The sequence below is a fragment of the Streptomyces sp. NPDC050759 genome, assembly GCF_044456945.1.
GTDB lineage: Bacteria > Actinomycetota > Actinomycetes > Streptomycetales > Streptomycetaceae > Streptomyces.
Map to the genome: position 1 here is coordinate 140,967 of NZ_JBITGI010000008.1, position 15,165 is coordinate 156,131.

At 71.9% G+C, this 15,165-nt stretch carries 12 protein-coding genes; 4 read left to right on the forward strand and 8 right to left on the reverse strand.

Features of this window, described 5'->3' with window-relative positions; all coding sequences use genetic code 11:
* The first annotated feature begins 56 nt into the window (after window positions 1-56).
* Together ACIBJB_RS24095 and ACIBJB_RS24100 are read left to right on the forward strand one after the other, a co-directional pair.
* Complete coding sequence (locus ACIBJB_RS24095; RefSeq protein ID WP_398933173.1) at window positions 57-2,924, forward strand: SNF2-related protein; 2,868 nt, start codon at window positions 57-59, stop codon at window positions 2,922-2,924.
* Window positions 2,921-5,293, forward strand: coding sequence for an SWIM zinc finger family protein (locus ACIBJB_RS24100; protein WP_398933174.1), 2,373 nt, complete (start codon window positions 2,921-2,923; stop codon window positions 5,291-5,293). Before ACIBJB_RS24095 ends, ACIBJB_RS24100 begins: the two co-directional genes overlap by 4 nt.
* Before the next feature lie 162 nt (window positions 5,294-5,455).
* Here the strand turns inward: ACIBJB_RS24100 and ACIBJB_RS24105 are convergent, their stop codons facing one another.
* The 6 genes from ACIBJB_RS24105 to ACIBJB_RS24130 form a co-directional block, all read right to left on the reverse strand.
* Window positions 5,456-6,166, reverse strand: a complete 711-nt coding sequence (locus ACIBJB_RS24105) for a TetR/AcrR family transcriptional regulator (protein ID WP_398933175.1) — start codon at window positions 6,164-6,166, stop codon at window positions 5,456-5,458.
* Window positions 6,167-6,385: 219 nt separating this feature from the next.
* Window positions 6,386-7,144, reverse strand: a complete 759-nt coding sequence (locus ACIBJB_RS24110; protein WP_398933176.1) for an SDR family oxidoreductase — start codon at window positions 7,142-7,144, stop codon at window positions 6,386-6,388.
* Window positions 7,141-7,929 (reverse strand): enoyl-CoA hydratase/isomerase family protein, encoded by a 789-nt coding sequence (locus tag ACIBJB_RS24115; RefSeq protein WP_398933177.1) that lies wholly within the window; start codon window positions 7,927-7,929, stop codon window positions 7,141-7,143. The genes ACIBJB_RS24110 and ACIBJB_RS24115 overlap by 4 nt, the downstream gene beginning before the upstream one ends.
* Window positions 7,926-9,569 carry an AMP-binding protein gene (locus ACIBJB_RS24120; protein ID WP_398933178.1) on the reverse strand — a complete coding sequence of 548 codons (1,644 nt, stop codon included), beginning with the start codon at window positions 9,567-9,569 and terminating at the stop codon, window positions 7,926-7,928. The genes ACIBJB_RS24115 and ACIBJB_RS24120 overlap by 4 nt, the downstream gene beginning before the upstream one ends.
* Window positions 9,566-11,323 carry a CocE/NonD family hydrolase gene (locus tag ACIBJB_RS24125; RefSeq protein WP_398933179.1) on the reverse strand — a complete coding sequence of 586 codons (1,758 nt, stop codon included), beginning with the start codon at window positions 11,321-11,323 and terminating at the stop codon, window positions 9,566-9,568. The genes ACIBJB_RS24120 and ACIBJB_RS24125 overlap by 4 nt, the downstream gene beginning before the upstream one ends.
* Window positions 11,324-11,660: 337 nt before the next feature.
* Entirely contained in the window at window positions 11,661-11,822 is a 162-nt protein-coding gene (locus tag ACIBJB_RS24130) for a hypothetical protein (RefSeq protein ID WP_398933428.1), read from the reverse strand.
* Between ACIBJB_RS24130 and ACIBJB_RS24135 the strand changes: the two genes are divergently transcribed.
* Complete coding sequence (locus tag ACIBJB_RS24135) at window positions 11,755-11,907, forward strand: hypothetical protein (protein ID WP_398933416.1); 153 nt, start codon at window positions 11,755-11,757, stop codon at window positions 11,905-11,907. The two genes, ACIBJB_RS24130 and ACIBJB_RS24135, sit on opposite strands and share 68 nt — an antisense overlap.
* A gap of 347 nt (window positions 11,908-12,254) precedes the next feature.
* On the opposite strand, the gene ACIBJB_RS24140 is transcribed toward ACIBJB_RS24135, so the two are convergent.
* A complete protein-coding gene (locus ACIBJB_RS24140; protein ID WP_398933180.1) occupies window positions 12,255-12,566 on the reverse strand; it encodes a MarR family transcriptional regulator in 312 nt (103 codons plus the stop codon).
* Between the two features lie 145 nt (window positions 12,567-12,711).
* On the opposite strand from ACIBJB_RS24140, the gene ACIBJB_RS24145 reads away from it, so the two are divergent.
* Window positions 12,712-13,188 carry an ATP-binding protein gene (locus tag ACIBJB_RS24145; protein WP_398933181.1) on the forward strand — a complete coding sequence of 159 codons (477 nt, stop codon included), beginning with the start codon at window positions 12,712-12,714 and terminating at the stop codon, window positions 13,186-13,188.
* A gap of 176 nt (window positions 13,189-13,364) precedes the next feature.
* Here the strand turns inward: ACIBJB_RS24145 and ACIBJB_RS24150 are convergent, their stop codons facing one another.
* Window positions 13,365-14,585: a protein kinase gene (locus ACIBJB_RS24150; protein ID WP_398933182.1), complete on the reverse strand. Its 1,221-nt coding sequence runs from the start codon at window positions 14,583-14,585 to the stop codon at window positions 13,365-13,367.
* Window positions 14,586-15,165 lie beyond the last annotated feature (580 nt).

Genomic DNA, 15,165 nt, shown 5'->3' on the forward strand with positions numbered 1-15,165 from the left:
CGCCCGTAGAGTCGAAGACGAGTGATCCGACAAGGGGGCGGGAGGTGACAGGACGTATGAGCCACAGCGCCGTGATGGCCGAGCGCACGGGCGAGCAGCAGGGGGCGGCTGTTTCCGTCCGGCTCGCAGCCGTCTTCCTGCCCGCACCACTTCCCCGTGAGGGGCGGATCGCCTTCTGGGATCCCGAGGGCGCGCCCCTGCCGTCCGAGAGCCCCGAGCCAGACGCCGCGCCGCTCGAGCGCACCGAACTCACTGTCGTACGACCGCACGGAGCGGGAGTCCGACGTCGCACCGCCCCCGCCCTCTCGCTCCCGGTCGGCGCGGCCCTCCCGCTGCTCGTCCGGGCCCGGCGCGATCCCGCCGCCCATCCCGCCACGGCCTGCTGGGGCGCGGCCGCCCTGCACGCGCTGCGGCTGACCGCCCGCGGCCGCCTGCTGCCCGGGCTCACCGCCACCGGCCACGACGCGTGGCGGGCCGGGCCGCTGGACCCGGACGACATCGCCCACCTCCGCGCCGTCGCGGCCGCCCTGCCCCACGAGGGCCACGCGGTCCCGCTGCCCGGCCCCGGCCCGCTCCGGCTGCCGGAACCGGAAGCGCTGATGCGCTCTTTCCTGGACGCGGTCGCCGACACCCTGCCCCGCACCCCCGCCGCACCGTTCGCCTCCGGCAAGCCCTTCGCCGCCCGCGCACCGCAGCGGCTGCCGCAGGCCCACGACTGGGCCGCGGAGGTCGCCGCCGGCATGGACGCGGGCGTGCGGATCTCGCTCCGCCTGGACCTGTCGGCGTACAACCTGTTCAACGCCGACGCCGAGGGCGTGCGCAGCGCGGGCGCCGCGATCGTCCAGGTGCACAGCCTCGCTGACCCGACCCTCGTGGCCGACGCGGCGGCCCTGTGGGCGGGGGACGCCGACGCCGTCTTCGGACCACGCGCACGCGTCGACGCGGCCCTCGCGGTGCGGCGCGCCGCCCGGGTGTGGCCGCCCCTGGACCGGCTCTCCGAGCAGGACGTACCCGATGTACTGGCCCTGTCCGACGAGGAGTTGGGCGACCTTCTCGGCGTGGCGGCGCCCCGGCTCGCGGCTGCCGGGGTCGCGGTGCACTGGCCGCGGGATCTGGCGCAGGACCTCACCGCGGCGGCGGTGGTACGACCCGCGCCGGGCTCGGCGACCGACGGCACCGGCTTCTTCGAGAGCGAGGAACTGCTCCAGTTCCGCTGGCAGTTGGCGCTCGGCGGCGACCCGCTGAGCGAGGCCGAGATGGACGCGCTGGCCGAGGCCCACCGCCCCGTCGTACGCCTCAGGGACCAGTGGGTGCTGGTCGACCCCGCCCTCGTCCGCAAGGCCCGCAAGCGTGAACTGGGCCTGCTCGACCCGGTCGACGCGCTCTCCGTCGCCCTCACGGGCAGCGCCGAGGTCGACGGCGAGACGGTGCAGGCGGTCCCGGTCGGCGCGCTCGCCGCCCTGCGCGACCGCCTGACGACCGGAGTCCAGCCCGCCGAACCACCCGCGGGCCTGCACGCCACGCTCCGCGACTACCAACTCCGCGGCCTGGCCTGGCTGGACCTCATGACCTCCCTGGGCCTCGGTGGCTGCCTCGCCGACGACATGGGACTCGGCAAGACGATCACCGTCATCGCCCTGCACCTGCGCCGGGCGCGCCGCGAACCGACCCTCGTCGTCTGCCCGGCCTCGCTTCTGGGCAACTGGCAGCGGGAGATCACCCGGTTCGCGCCCGGCGTCCCCGTCCGCCGCTTCCACGGCACGGACCGCAGCATGGACGACCTCGACGGCGGCTTCCTCCTCACCACGTACGGCACCATGCGGGCGGCGGCGACGAGGCTGGCCGAGCAGCGCTGGGGCATGGTCGTGGCGGACGAGGCCCAGCACGTGAAGAACCCGTACTCGGCGACCGCCAAGGCCCTGCGCACGATCCCCTCGCCCGCGCGCGTGGCCCTGACCGGCACCCCGGTCGAGAACAACCTCTCCGAACTGTGGGCACTGCTGGACTGGACGACCCCCGGACTCCTCGGACCCCTGAAGTCCTTCCGCGCCCGGCACGCGCGCGCGGTGGAGAACGGCGAGGACGAGGAGGCGGTGACCAGGCTGGCGAGGCTGGTGCGGCCCTTCCTCCTGCGCCGCAAGAAGTCCGACCCCGGCATCGTCCCCGAGCTGCCGCCCAAGACGGAGACGGACCATCCGGTCCCCCTCACACGCGAACAGGCCTCGCTGTACGAGGCGGTGGTGCGCGAGTCGATGCTGGCGATCGAGACGGCGCAGGGCATCGCGCGCAGGGGCCTGGTGCTGAAGCTGCTGGGGGCGCTGAAGCAGATCTGCGACCACCCCGCGCTGTATCTGAAGGAGGAGGTCCCGCCCACGGCCGGCGAGCGGCTGGTCGCCCGCTCGGGCAAACTGGCCCTGCTGGACGAGCTGTTGGACACCCTGCTGGCCGAGGACGGCTCCGCGCTCGTCTTCACGCAGTACGTGGGGATGGCCCGTCTGATCACCGCCCACCTCGCCGCCCGCGCGGTCCCGGTGGACCTGCTGCACGGCGGTACGCCGGTGCCGGAGCGCGAGCGCATGGTGGACCGCTTCCAGAGCGGCGCGATTCCGGTCCTCGTCCTGTCGTTGCGGGCGGCGGGCACCGGCCTCAACCTCACACGCGCGGGCCATGTCGTCCACTTCGACCGCTGGTGGAACCCGGCCGTCGAGGAACAGGCCACCGACCGCGCCTACCGCATCGGCCAGACCCAGCCCGTGCAGGTCCACCGCCTCATCACCGAGGGTACCGTCGAGGACCGCATCGCCGAGATGCTCGAGTCCAAGCGCGCCCTCGCCGACGCGATCCTCGGCTCCGGCGAGTCCGCCCTCACGGAGCTCACCGACCGCGACCTGTCCGACCTGGTCTCCCTCCGGAGGCCGTCATGACCCCCGGCCCCGCCGACGAGGCCCGCCGTGCCCTGCGGGCGGCACGGGAGCGGGCGAGCCGGGAGGGGACGGAGGATGCGGGCGGGCAGACGGCCACGGGGGCGGACGGCGGGGAAGCGCAGGAGGCGGGCAGCTCTGCGCCGCAGGGTACGGGGGGCCTCGCTGTCGAGGGGGCCGGTGGTTCCGCGGTGCGGAGCTCGGGCCGCCTTGAGGGCGAGGGGGCCGGAGGTCCTGCGGTGAAGGACGCCGGCGGCCTCGTGGCCGAAGGGGCGAACCGCTCGACGGCCGAGAGTGCGGCCCACCGGGCGCACGCAGCCGCCGATGAGCCGGGGACACCCGGGGGGCAGGGCACGCAGGGTGCGGCGCCCGAGAACACCGCGCGCGACGCGGCACCGCCCGGGTCCCGGCCAGGTGACGCGGCCCGCGCGGCGCTACGGGGAACTGTCGCGGCCCGGCGTGCCCCGAGTGCGGATACGGACGCCGGCTCAGGCCGGTTTGACGCGGGCGCCCTCTCCCCAGCTTCCGCCGGCTCCCCGGGTGGGGAAACGCATCAAGGCGCCGAGCCGGCTCCGCCTGTCCTGGGTGTCCCGGCTGTCCACGACGACGCGGCTGAGCCCCCCGAGGCGCGCCCTGCGGATGCCGCCCGGGAAGCGCTGCGTGCGGCACGCAAGAGGCGGGCGGCCGCCGCGGCCGCCGAGGCCGCACTCGCCGGCCGGTCGCGCCGTACCGCCCCGACCGCGTCCCGGGACCGAAGCCCCGCACCGCGTCCAGCCGCCGGTGCCCGGGCGCGTGATGTAAGGGAGTTGCTGGCCGACGCGTTCCGGATGCCCGACGATGTGGCCCTGCCGGGGGAGGACCCCGAGGACAACGACGATGTGCGGCAGGGGAGTTCCGTTCCACGGCCATCCGCTGTCGACGACAGCTCTCCGAGCACCGGCAACCGAGTCGGCCCGGCTCCGTCGGGCCCGCCCGGCGACGCCCCCGCACGACCCGGCCCCCACTCCCCGGCCCCGCTCGGCGACGCCCCCACGGACACCGGCGCCGACGAGAACCGGCTCCTCCCGGCACCCGCACCGACCCCGGCCTCCGCACACCGCCCCCACACCATGGCCGCTCCCAACCGGGACAACGACCTGCGTCGCACCTTCCCCGCCTTCCCTCCCCGGACCTCCGAGGACGCCCGGTTCGCCGCCACCTGGTGGGGCAACGCCTGGGTCTCCGCGCTGGAGGAGGGCGCGCTGGACGCCAAGCGGCTTGCGCGCGGCCGGAGTTATGCCGAGCAGGGGCATGTCGACGCGATCACCGTGACGCCGGGGCTGGTGCTCGCCTATGTGCAAGGGAGCCGCCCCCGGCCGTACCGCGTGCAGGTGCGGTTGCGGACGCTCGGCGATGCCGACTGGGACCGGTTCCTGCACCTCGCCGCCGACCGGACGGGACACATCGCCGCACTCCTCGACAAGGAGATGCCTCAGGCGCTGGCCGAGTGCGGAGTGCCGTTGCTCCCTGGTCCGGGTGATCTGGAACCGCAGTGCAGCTGCCCCGACCGCGGCCACCCCTGCAAGCACGCCGCCGCCCTCTGCTACCAGACGGCACGCCTGCTCGACGCCGATCCCTTCGTCCTGCTCCTGCTGCGCGGCCGGGGCGAACGGGAACTGCTCGACGCCCTGTCCCGCCTCAGCGCCGCCCGCGCGGCCCGTGCCGCCCAGGAACAGGAACCGGCGCCACTGCCCGGCGTACGGGCCAGTGAAGCCCTCGCGCCCCGCCGGCTCCCGCCGCTTCCGGCCCCGTTGCCCGTCCCCGCGCACCCCGAGCAGCCCCCGGCCTACCCCGCGTCCCCGGGCGGCCCCGACCCCTTCGCCCTGGACCAGCTGGCCACCGACGCCGCCGCCCGCGCCCACGCTCTGCTCGGCACCGGCCACGACCCGGTGGGCGAACTCACCCTGTGGCAGGACGCGGTACGCCTCGCCGCCGCTCGCCCCGGTTCCGGCCTCACCGCAGGCACCCGAGCCCTCTACGCCTCCCTCGCCGCCGCGACCGACCGCACCCCGGCCGATCTGGCCCGCGCGGTCGCCGCTTGGAGGCAGGGCGGGATCGAAGGACTCGCCGTCCTCGAAGAACCCTGGGACCCACCGGCCGGCCGCTTCGACCGGGCCCGCCCCCTCCTCCTCGCCGCCGACCTTCCCGCCTTCCGCCCCTGGCGCAACCACCTCACCCATCCCCGTGGCCACATCCAACTCCGCCTCGGCCGCGACGGCCTGTGGTACGCCTACGAGTCCGAACCCGGCCACGACGACTGGTGGCCCCGCGGCACCCCCGACCTGGACCCGGTCGGCGCTCTCACGGGCCTCGGCACACCGACCGACCTCTGATCCGACCGACACCCATGTCCCAGGCCCCTCGCGCCGACTCGCCGCCCCATGGCCGGACGGGTACGACCCGACCACACCCGGAACGGCTCCACGCCCGCGTGGCCGACGAAGTCGCGGCAGCCCACGTCGGGCCGGCGCTGGTCGAACAGATCAGACGCCGGATCAGAAAGCCTTGTCGGGTGAGGCGTCCGAGGCGGCTGCGGGTGACCTCGACGGGCGGACAGCTGCGGCAGGAGGCTCGACTGCGCCCTGTCCTGAACTGAGCCCGTCCAGTAGCAGGTCCCCGAGCTCGGAGAAGGCGTCGCCGGCGGTCAGGCCGGTCCTCTCCAGGAGGACCCCCGACTGGACCGCGTCGATGGTGACCGCCACGACCTGGGCGGCGAAGTGCCCGTTGAGCGCGCGGAAGACGCCGGTCCGCACGCCCTCCTCGATCAGTTCGTGGACCCGGCGCGCCGCGGCGGCGGAGTTCTTGCGGTAGATCTGTGCGGTCGGTTCGTAACCGACCATGTCGTCGTAGAAGGCGTGGGAATGCCGGCGCATGGCCGTGCCGACGCCGGTGAGGTAGACGCGGATCCGCTGCCGGGGGTCGGGCTCGGTCTGGACAGCCTGTTCGATCTCGGCTGTCGCGTCCCGGAAGAAGGCGCGGGTGACCGCCAGGACCAGCTGTTCCTTCGTGGAGGCGAGACTGTACAGCGTGGCCTTGGAGCACTCCAGCCGCTGGGCGAGCTCATCCATGGTCACCGCGGTGAAGCCTTCGGTCAGGATGATCGCCTCGGCCTGGCGCAGCAGTTCGTCCCGCCGACGAGTGTCGACGACCCGCCTGCGCGTCGTTCGGCGCGGGCGTCGGTCACGCGAGTCAGTCTGGGCCGTCACCGCAGCAGTCTCCCATGGGCGTCCCCGCCGGAAGCGGGGAGTTCTTGTCCGGGCCGGAAGGCCGGCCCGTCCTTGCGTGTGGGTACGAGCGTACCGTCCAACGTACCCACAGTGAGCCCCCGTGGGTGACGTTCGGGCAAGGGTGGGCCGGAACTGTTCGGGACGCGCCTCCCGGTCCGGAGGACCAGCTGGAGACCACTACGTGCGTGCGGCTCGCGGTTACCGGATGGAGGATCCGATGGAGATGCCGCCGTCCACGTCGAGGACGATGCCGGTGATGTAGCCGGCGGCCTCGCTGGCGAGGAAGGCCGCGGCTTCGGCGATGTCCTCCGGCCTGCCGGTGTGCCGCATGGGGACCTTGTTGGTGAGCTTCTCCCGTGCGGGGCCGTTCATCGAGGCGAGCATGGGGGTCTCGATGAGGCCGGGAGCGATGGCGTTGGCGGTGATGCCGTGACGGGCGCCCTCCAGCGCGAGGGTGCGGGTCATGCCGACGATGCCGGCCTTGGCGGCCACGTAGTTGGTCTGGCCGAAGTTCCCGCGCCAGGACATGGAGGAGAAGCTGACGATGCGTCCGTAGCCCTGGCGTTTCATGGGGCCGAACGCGGCGCGGGCGCAGTGGAAGCCGCCGGTGAGGCTGACGTCGACGACCGCGTGCCAGTCGTCGTCGGTGATGTCCTCGACGCGGTTGTCGCGGATGATGCCGGCGTTGTTGACGAGCACATCGAGGCGGCCGAGATCGGTGGTGACGCCGGTGATCCAGTCGTTGACCTGGGCGGAGTCGGTCACGTCCACCACGTCGGTACGGTGTTTCGCGTCGTGGGCGTCGGTGGTGGTCTCGGCGGCGTCGGTGAGGGCCTGTTCGTTGACGTCGGCCAGCGCGACGGTGGCGCCCTCTGCGGCGAACCGTATCGCCATGGCGAGGCCGAGACCTTGTGCGGCGCCCGTGATGGCGACGACGCGTCCGTGGTAGCGGTTCACGTGGTGTCTGCTTTCGTGGTCCGGGGATCGAGGAAGGCCCGCAGTGCGTCGGCGACGGAGCTGGCCGTCCAATTGTCGGCGAAGGTGGCCAGTTCCTCGCGCAGGGCGTCCTCGGGGGCGGCCCCGTCGATGCGGTGCAGCAGGGTCTTGAGCCGTTGCTGGGCGGGGCTGTGGCGGTCGGCCAGTTGCCGGCAGATGCGGGTGGCGGTGGCGTCGAGGTCGGCGGCGGGAACGATCGCCTGGATCCAGCCGGTGTTCGCGAATGCGGTCGCGGGCAGCAGTTCGCCGGTGAGCAGGAGCCAGCGCGACAGGCCGCGTCCGACCGCGCCGGGAAGCCGGACGCTGGATCCGGCGGCCGGTACGAGGCGCCGCTTGATGTGGCCGTCGCCGATGAGGGTGGTGTCGGCGGCGACGACGACATCGCAGGCCAGGGCGAGTTCGAGGCCGCCGGCGACGGCGTGGCCGTGCAGGACGGCGACCCAGGGTTTCGGGCTGGCCGCGATGCGGCTGAAGCAGGCCGACACGTCGGTCAGGAAGCCGACCGGGTTCTCCCCCTGTTCGTGCAGCTCCAGGAACTGGTGGAAGTCCCCGCCGGCACAGAAGCTCGGCCCGTTGCCTGCCACGGCGATGACCGCTGTGCCGGGGTCGGCCTCGGCGCTGGTGATCTGCTTGTCCAGGGCCTCGATGAGGGTGACGTCGAGGGCGTTGCGCCGCTCCGGTCGGTTGAGCCACAGCCACCTGACGGTGCCGCGTTGCTCGACGATGAGGGGGGCCGTGTCGGTCACTGTGCCTCTCGGCTGGAGAGTTCGGTGCGGCGGCGGTTTCGCAGCTGGTAGCGCTGGGTCTTGCCGCTGGGGGTCTTGGGCAGGGCGTCGATGAAGTGGATCGTGCGGGGGTAGGCGTGGGCGGCGTAGCGGGTCTTGACCAGCAGCTGGAGTTCGGTGGCCAGGTCCGGCGAGGCGGCGTGGCCGTCGCGCAGGACGACGTACGCCTCGATGACCTCGCCGCGGACGTCGTCGGGTGCGCCGATGACGCTGCACTCGGCGACGGCGGGGTGCTGGGCGAGGACGCTCTCGATCTCGAACGGCCCGATCCGGTAGCCGGCCATGATGATGACGTCGTCGTCGCGGGAGGAGAAGAAGAAGTCGCCGTCGGCGTCGATGCGTCCGGCATCGCCGGTGAGGTAAAAGCGGCCGTCGGGAGTGAACTTCGCGCCGGCCTGCCCGGGGATCTGGTAGTCGCGGAAGGTCATCAGCGGGCTGGCGGCGACGTCGATCGCGACCCGGCCGAGCACGCCCGGTCCGGCGGGCTCGTCCTTCTCGTCGGCCAGGACGGTCAGGCTCCAGCCGGGCACCGGCCGGCCCATCGATCCGGCCTTGAGGGGACGGGCGAGTTCGGGATGGTGGTGGTTGGCCAGGGGCATGCCGACCTCGGTCTGGCCGAAGTGATCGTGCACGGCCAGGCCGAGCACCGAGCCCGCCCACTCGTTGACCTCGGGGGTCAGGGGCTCGCCCGCGCTGGACGCCCGCTTGAGGTGCAGCCCCTGCGGCACCGGCACCGACGAGGAGCGCAGTCCCCGGTACACCGTCGGGGCGGCGGTGAAGTCGGTGACCTGGTGGTCGGCGAGGGTGCGCCAGGTCGCCTCGGGGGAGAACCCGCCGGACAGCAGCAGGCTGGGGATCCCGGCGGCCATCGGGCCGACGATGGCCGCGTACAGCCCATACGCCCAGCCGGGGTCGGCGGCACACCAGTAACCGCCCTCCCGGGTGACCCCCAGGCCGTACTCCAAGTAGACCTGCCATCCGGCGATGTAGGCGACGGGGTGGATGACTCCCTTGGGCTTGCCGGTGGTGCCGGAGGTGAACATGTGCACCAGAGGGCCGTCCCCGCTGGTGGTGACGGCGGGTACCGGCTCAGGTGACGCGGCGGCGACGAGGTCGGCCAGCGACACGTCACCGTGCGGCACGCCGGGTCCGGTGACGACGACGCGGCGCCGAGGGTCGTCCGGCATGTCGGGGCCCGGGTCGAGCTTGTGGCGCTGGTCCGGGTCGACGACCACCACGTGCGCACCGGAGCCTTCCAGGCGCAGGGCGATGGCCTGGGGCGCGAACGCGGTGAAGAGCGGGACGTAGACCGCGCCGAGCCGCCAGATCGCGAGGATGACGGTGACCAGGTCGGTGCTCTTGCCCATCAGGGTCGCCACCCTGTCACCCGGACCGACGCCGAGCTGCTGCAGCGCCCGCGCACAGCGGTGGGAGTCCGCGGCGAGCTCCCCGTAGGTCAGGGTGGAGGCTCCACCGGCGCCGTCGACCACGGTGAACGCGACGCGGTCGGCGGGGTGCCGGTCGCACAGCAGCCAGGCCACGTCGACGGAAGGGGCCGCAAAGGTCGCGGTCAGTTCGGCGACCCGGTCGGCGGCGGTCACTGCTGGTCCTTGCGGTCGGGCCGGTCGATGATCGGCAGGACCAGGCGGCTGGGGTGGTCCGGCCCGTGGTGGATGTGGTTGATCGCGGGAATCATCTGCTCCTCGCTCTCGCGGGCGATGACGCCGCCGGTGTTGGTGTTGCGGTCGTAGCGGGGGAAGTTGCTGCTGGAGACGTCCACGCGGATGCGGTGACCGGGCAGGAACACGTTGGAGGTTGCGGTCATGTCGACGCTGATCTCATAAACCGTGCCGAGCTCCATCAGTTCTTCCGTGGCAAGGCCATTGCGATAGCGGGCACGCAGGATTCCGTCGCACAGGTTGATCGCTTTGCCGTCGGGGAAGACGTCGACGAGCTTGGCGGTGAAGTCGGTGTCCACCGCGGAGGAGGAGACGAACAGGGTCAGGCTGACCGGACCGGTGACCTCGACAGCCTCGTCGAGTACGGGGGTGGCGAAACACAGGACGTCCTCGCGGCCGGCGACCGTCCGCTGGTCGACCGGGCCGCAGAACCCCGGTGTCGTCGGCATGGACGCGCCACCGGCCGAGGGAACCGGGCGGCGCGGGTCGTAGAGGTAGGTCTCGTGCCCGGCGCCGGCCGGCGGCACGGTCGTCAACACACCGTCGCCGTCAGCGGTGTTGGCGTGGCCGGTGCTGGTGAGGTGGAAGTCGGTCCACTGCGTGTCGGGCAGCGGCCACTCCTGCTCGTCGCGCCACTGGTCGATGCCCATCACGAAGATCTTCACGGGCGCCACGTCGTCCAGAGCGGTGGTGTCGCCGCGCAGCCAGCGGTCGAAGAACTTCAGCTGCAGGCCGCCGAGGCCCATCATCTGGGCACTGGCCAACGGGCCGAAGGAGCGGTCGCGGTACACGCCGGTCGGGGAGGGGTCGTGATCCCACGGACCGACGATCAGTCGCTGCCCCTCGCGCGCTTCCACGCTGCCTGCCTTCTGGCGGGCGGTCGTGTACGTGCGCAGGGTCTGGCCGATGTAGAGGTCGTACCAGCCGCCGATGTTCAGGGCCGGGACGGTGACGTTCTTGAGCTCGGGCGTGAGCTCCATGGCGTCCCAGTACTCGTCGTGGGAGGGGTGGGCCATCCAGTCGTGCCACCACTTGCCGTACTCCGCCAGGACCGGAACCTCGCCCGTCGGCAGCACGTCGTTGAGAGGCTCGGGGTACAGCGCCGCCTGAGCGAGCTGCTGCAGCTGGGACACGGAGCCCTTGCCGGCCGCCAGGGACCGCTGCGCGTCGGCCATGTACATCAGGGCGTTCCACATCGTGACCAGGCTCAGTGACATCGCGCCGCCCGCGGAGAACCAGGGCGCCTCGTAGTTGTCGATCGAGGTCAAGGCGGGCGCGATCGCCTTGAGGGCGGGAGCACCGGTCACCGCGGTTTCCCACTGGACCATTCCCAGGTAGGAGGCCCCGAACATGCCCACCGTGCCATCCGACCACGGCTGGTCGGCGATCCAGGCGACGGTGTCCTCACCGTCGGCCCGGTCAGCCATATGAGGAACGAACTCGCCCTCCGAGCGGTGCGTGCCCCGGCAGTCCTGCATCACCAGGGCGTAGCCGGCCTCCAGCAAAGCCCCCAGGGCGGGCATGGACCCGTGACCGAGGCCCAACACGTCCTTGCCGTAAGGCAGGCGCACGAGCAGCGTCGGCGCCTGTCCCTGGGCCGGATGCCACACGTTCGCGGCGAGGGCCACGCCGTCACGCATCGGAACCTGGACGTCTATGTCGTATAGGTGCTGCATCGCTGCTCCTCATTGAGCTGACGGCTCCCCCGGATGATGCGGGTACGTTAAGAGGTACCTTCGTACCCTGTCAATTACCCTGACCCGGCGACCTGGGGCCGGCCGACGGATCGCCCAACGACGGGGCGCCGGTCGGTGGGGCCCGAGACCCGGGGTCGGTCGGTGCGGCTCGCCATGTCGCGCCATGAGTGGCAGCTCCTGGACTCGTTCGCGGGCGACGGGTGTTGATGAAACGGCGAAGGTGATGAGGACGCCGTGGCCCAGGCCCCCCACATCTGCCCTTACCTGCTGCCGCCCAGCGCATCGAGCAGCTCACCGGGCAGGTCGATGCGCTGAATCAGCGCGTGACCCGGCTCGCCGAACGCCACGCCCCGCAACTGCTCAGGCCCGTGGGCGTCGGCCCGGGCAGCGCCGTCACCTTGCTGATCACCATGGGAGGCAGTGCCGAGCGGCTGAACACCGAGGCGTCCTTCGCCGCCCCGTGCGGAGTCAGTCCCATCGAGTACTTGTCTCCCCCGCGGAGCTCGCGTCGGCTCAACCACGGTGGCGACCGGCAGGGGAGCGCCGCACCCAGGAGGGCATGACCCGGCGTGAGCTCATCCGACGCCTCAAGCGATATGCCGCCCGAGAGGTCTCCCACCTGATCAGGACCGTATCCACCGAACCCCCGTTATAGGGGCGTCCCGTGATTCATCCGCACCGGCGGAGATGCAGGGGCGTTCAGCGTCGGCGGCCGAACGCCCACCAGTCCCGCGCGTACGGCGGTGAGGCGGGGCAGACGGCCGCGGCGGCACAGTCGGGCGTGTTGGGTGCGCGGGCTCAGAGGCGGTAGGCACCCGCCGAACGAGACCCTGCCTGAGTGCCTGAGTGCCTGAGTGCCTGAGTGCCTGAGTGCCTGACGCTGTCGGGGATCTTGAGGAGTCCCTGTTTGTCATGCCTGATGGTCAGGCTGGGCCTGCGGTGTCCGGAGGGTCTCAAGCAGTGTTCGGTTCGGTAGGTGGGCTTCTGCCGGGTGGCGCAGGGTGTCGTCCGGGTGGCCGGTGTAGTGCGCGCGTCGCCCGTGCCGCTGGCGGCTGAGGCAGCCGGCCAGTTCGAGGTCGGTGACGATGCCCTGGACGGTGCGTTCGGTGATGTGGCAGGCCGCGGCGATGTCACGCATCCGGGTGGCGGGGGCGCGCGCGACGGCCAGCAGCACGCGAGTGTGGTGGGTGAGGAAGCCCCAGCCTCCGGCCTGCTTGTTCACCAACCTACTTCCCTCCCTCGCCCACGGGCTGTGATCATGTCCGCAAGGAATTACCGGAACCAGATTTCGCCTGTGTGGGACTGCTGTGATGATGCGCGGGCAAGCGTGGTGGGAAACGTGATGCTTCGGACGTGAGGCGAACGGCATGGACCTGACTGGGCAAGACGAGGGTTCAAGGCCGCTCGTTGACCGTCTGATCTCGGTGTCCGCCGCGTTCGAGGGCAGCGAGGAGATCGCTCAGGCGCGTGATCTCGCCCGCTCATTTCTGGCGGATGTGCATGCGGTGCACGGGCTTCCGGTGTCCGGGCGCGCGGTGGGCGTGGTGGAGTTGGTGGTGAGCGAGCTGGTTACCAACGCCCGCAAATACGCTCCCGGCCCGTGCCTGCTGACCTTGGAGGTCAACGAGGGGGCGGTGGAGGTGACGGTGTGGGACAGCGAGCCGCGGTTGCCTCTCGCCCAGGGCGCCGACCCGAACCGGGTGGGCCAGCACGGGCTGGAGATCGTGACCGCGGTCTGTCAGAGCTTTGAGATGCACCGGGAGCCGGTCGGCAAGCGGATCAAAACCGCGATCGTCCTCGGCAATGACCCGCTCGGAGACGTCGGCGGCGGCCAGGTGCGGTGAGGCACCGAGGCATCTCGCCGGGGCCCAGAGCAAGGTGATGACCACCGACTTGAGAAGGATCGCCTCAGCCTGTGGGTGAGTGGCGATGCGCCAGGACCGGGCCGGGGCCGGCCCGCCACCCTGCTGCCGCACGCCTGCGTGCGCTGCGGTTGTGCACGCTCGCATCCTGCCGGGGTTCAGTCGTCGGAATGCCGTCCCTTGCCCTTGTCTTTTCGGTCAGCGTGCTTGCCTGGCTGTTCGTCGCTCTCGTCGTCACCGTGCTCCTGCGCAGGTGGCGTGGTGGTGGCTTCAGTGGCGGACGGTGGCGTGGGGGTCGGGGACCGGCGCGCGGGTATTGATGTGACGGTGGTGGGGGAAGCGGGCGACACAGGCGCGTCGTCGCCGGAGTTCAGCGATGACCCTAGGGCTGCGGCCCCGGCGAACAGCGCGAGACCTACGCCGCCGAGAACGGCTTTGGACGCCAGTTTGCGGCGTCCGCGGGGGCGGGAGTGCGCGCCGGTACGGGACTCCCCTGTATGCGGGGCCGGGTCGGACATGAGGGCAGTACCGTCTGGCTCGGCCGGCCGTGGTGTCCCGTGCTGCCCGCAGAGCCAGTCGGCCGTCTGCTCGGCGGTGGGCCGGTGGGCCGGGTCCTTCGCGAGCAGGCGCAGTACGTACTCGGATAGCGGCTGTGGTATCTCGGGGCGCAGCCGGTCGGGTGGCGCTGGTGCGGAGCCGACATGCTGCTGCACCACGGCCAGCGAGGTCGCACCCCGGAACGGGGGCCGTCCGGTGAGCAGTTCGTACAGCACGCAGCCGAGGGAGTAGATGTCGGAGGCGGGCTGGGCGGGACGGCCCAGAGCGCGTTCGGGCGCGAGGTAGTCGGCGGTGCCGAGGATTTTGCCGGTGGCGGTCAAGGTGCTGGCGGCATCGTCGGCGAAGCGCGCGATCCCGAAGTCGGCGATCTTCACCGTGCGCTCGGCGGTCAGCATCACATTGGCGGGCTTGATGTCCCGGTGGATCACTCCCTGCTGGTGTGCCGCGCAGAGTCCGGCTGCCGCCTGGGCTATGACGGCTGCCGCTTCCGCCGGGGCGAGCACGCCGCGCAGGGAGCGTTCCTGGGCCAGGCTCCAGCCGTCGATGAGTTCCATGACCAGGTACAGCTGGTCATGGTGCGAGCCGAAGTCGTACACCCCCACCACATTGGGGTGGTTGAGCCGGGCCGCTGTCTGCGCCTCCAGGCGGAATCGCTCGGCGTCCGCCGCCTCTTCAGCACGCAGCAGTTTGACCGCCACAGGGCGCCCGAGAACCTGGTCGGACGCCCGCCACACCTCGCCCATGGCACCGCGTCCCAGCAACTCCTGCACCTGATAGCGGCCCGCCAGTAGACCCTGCACACCCACCCCGATCACCATCATGTTCGCACGTCCCCCGGGCCCTGATTATCGCGGTTTGTTGTCATGCGGGCTGCGGGTGCCCGGGCCGGTGCACACACCCCTTGCGGACCGGACGCCTCACAAGGGCACGCATGGGGCAGGCAGGCGACGGGGGACTCGCCTGCCTGCCCCTGATTGCGCGAGCGCCCACTCGAAAAGGGGGCGAGCGGGCACCGCGGGACCCCTGGGTCCCGGGTCCAACCCCTACAGCGCACTGGAGCGCCGGGCCGTCACACCCTGGGATACCGGGCCTGGACAGGGAGATTGCGGGGCTGTGCGAGCAGGGACAGACCCGGTCACGGGGGGAAACCGAGCCTGCCCCTGCATTTTCGGCGCCTGCGTACCTCCCCCCGGAGGATGAGCGCCATGAACCCGCCCGGGGTCACTCCCAAAAGCGCGCCGCACGCCAGGAGTGTCACGGGCGGACGGAAACAGCCACGAGACCGACACCCTTATGAAGGCGCGCACTTGTCGGCATCATGACTTGGTCACGAATTGCGCGCACGCCGGGCCGGGGATCGTTGTGACCACCCGAACACTTCCCTCGGCCCCATCCGGAAAA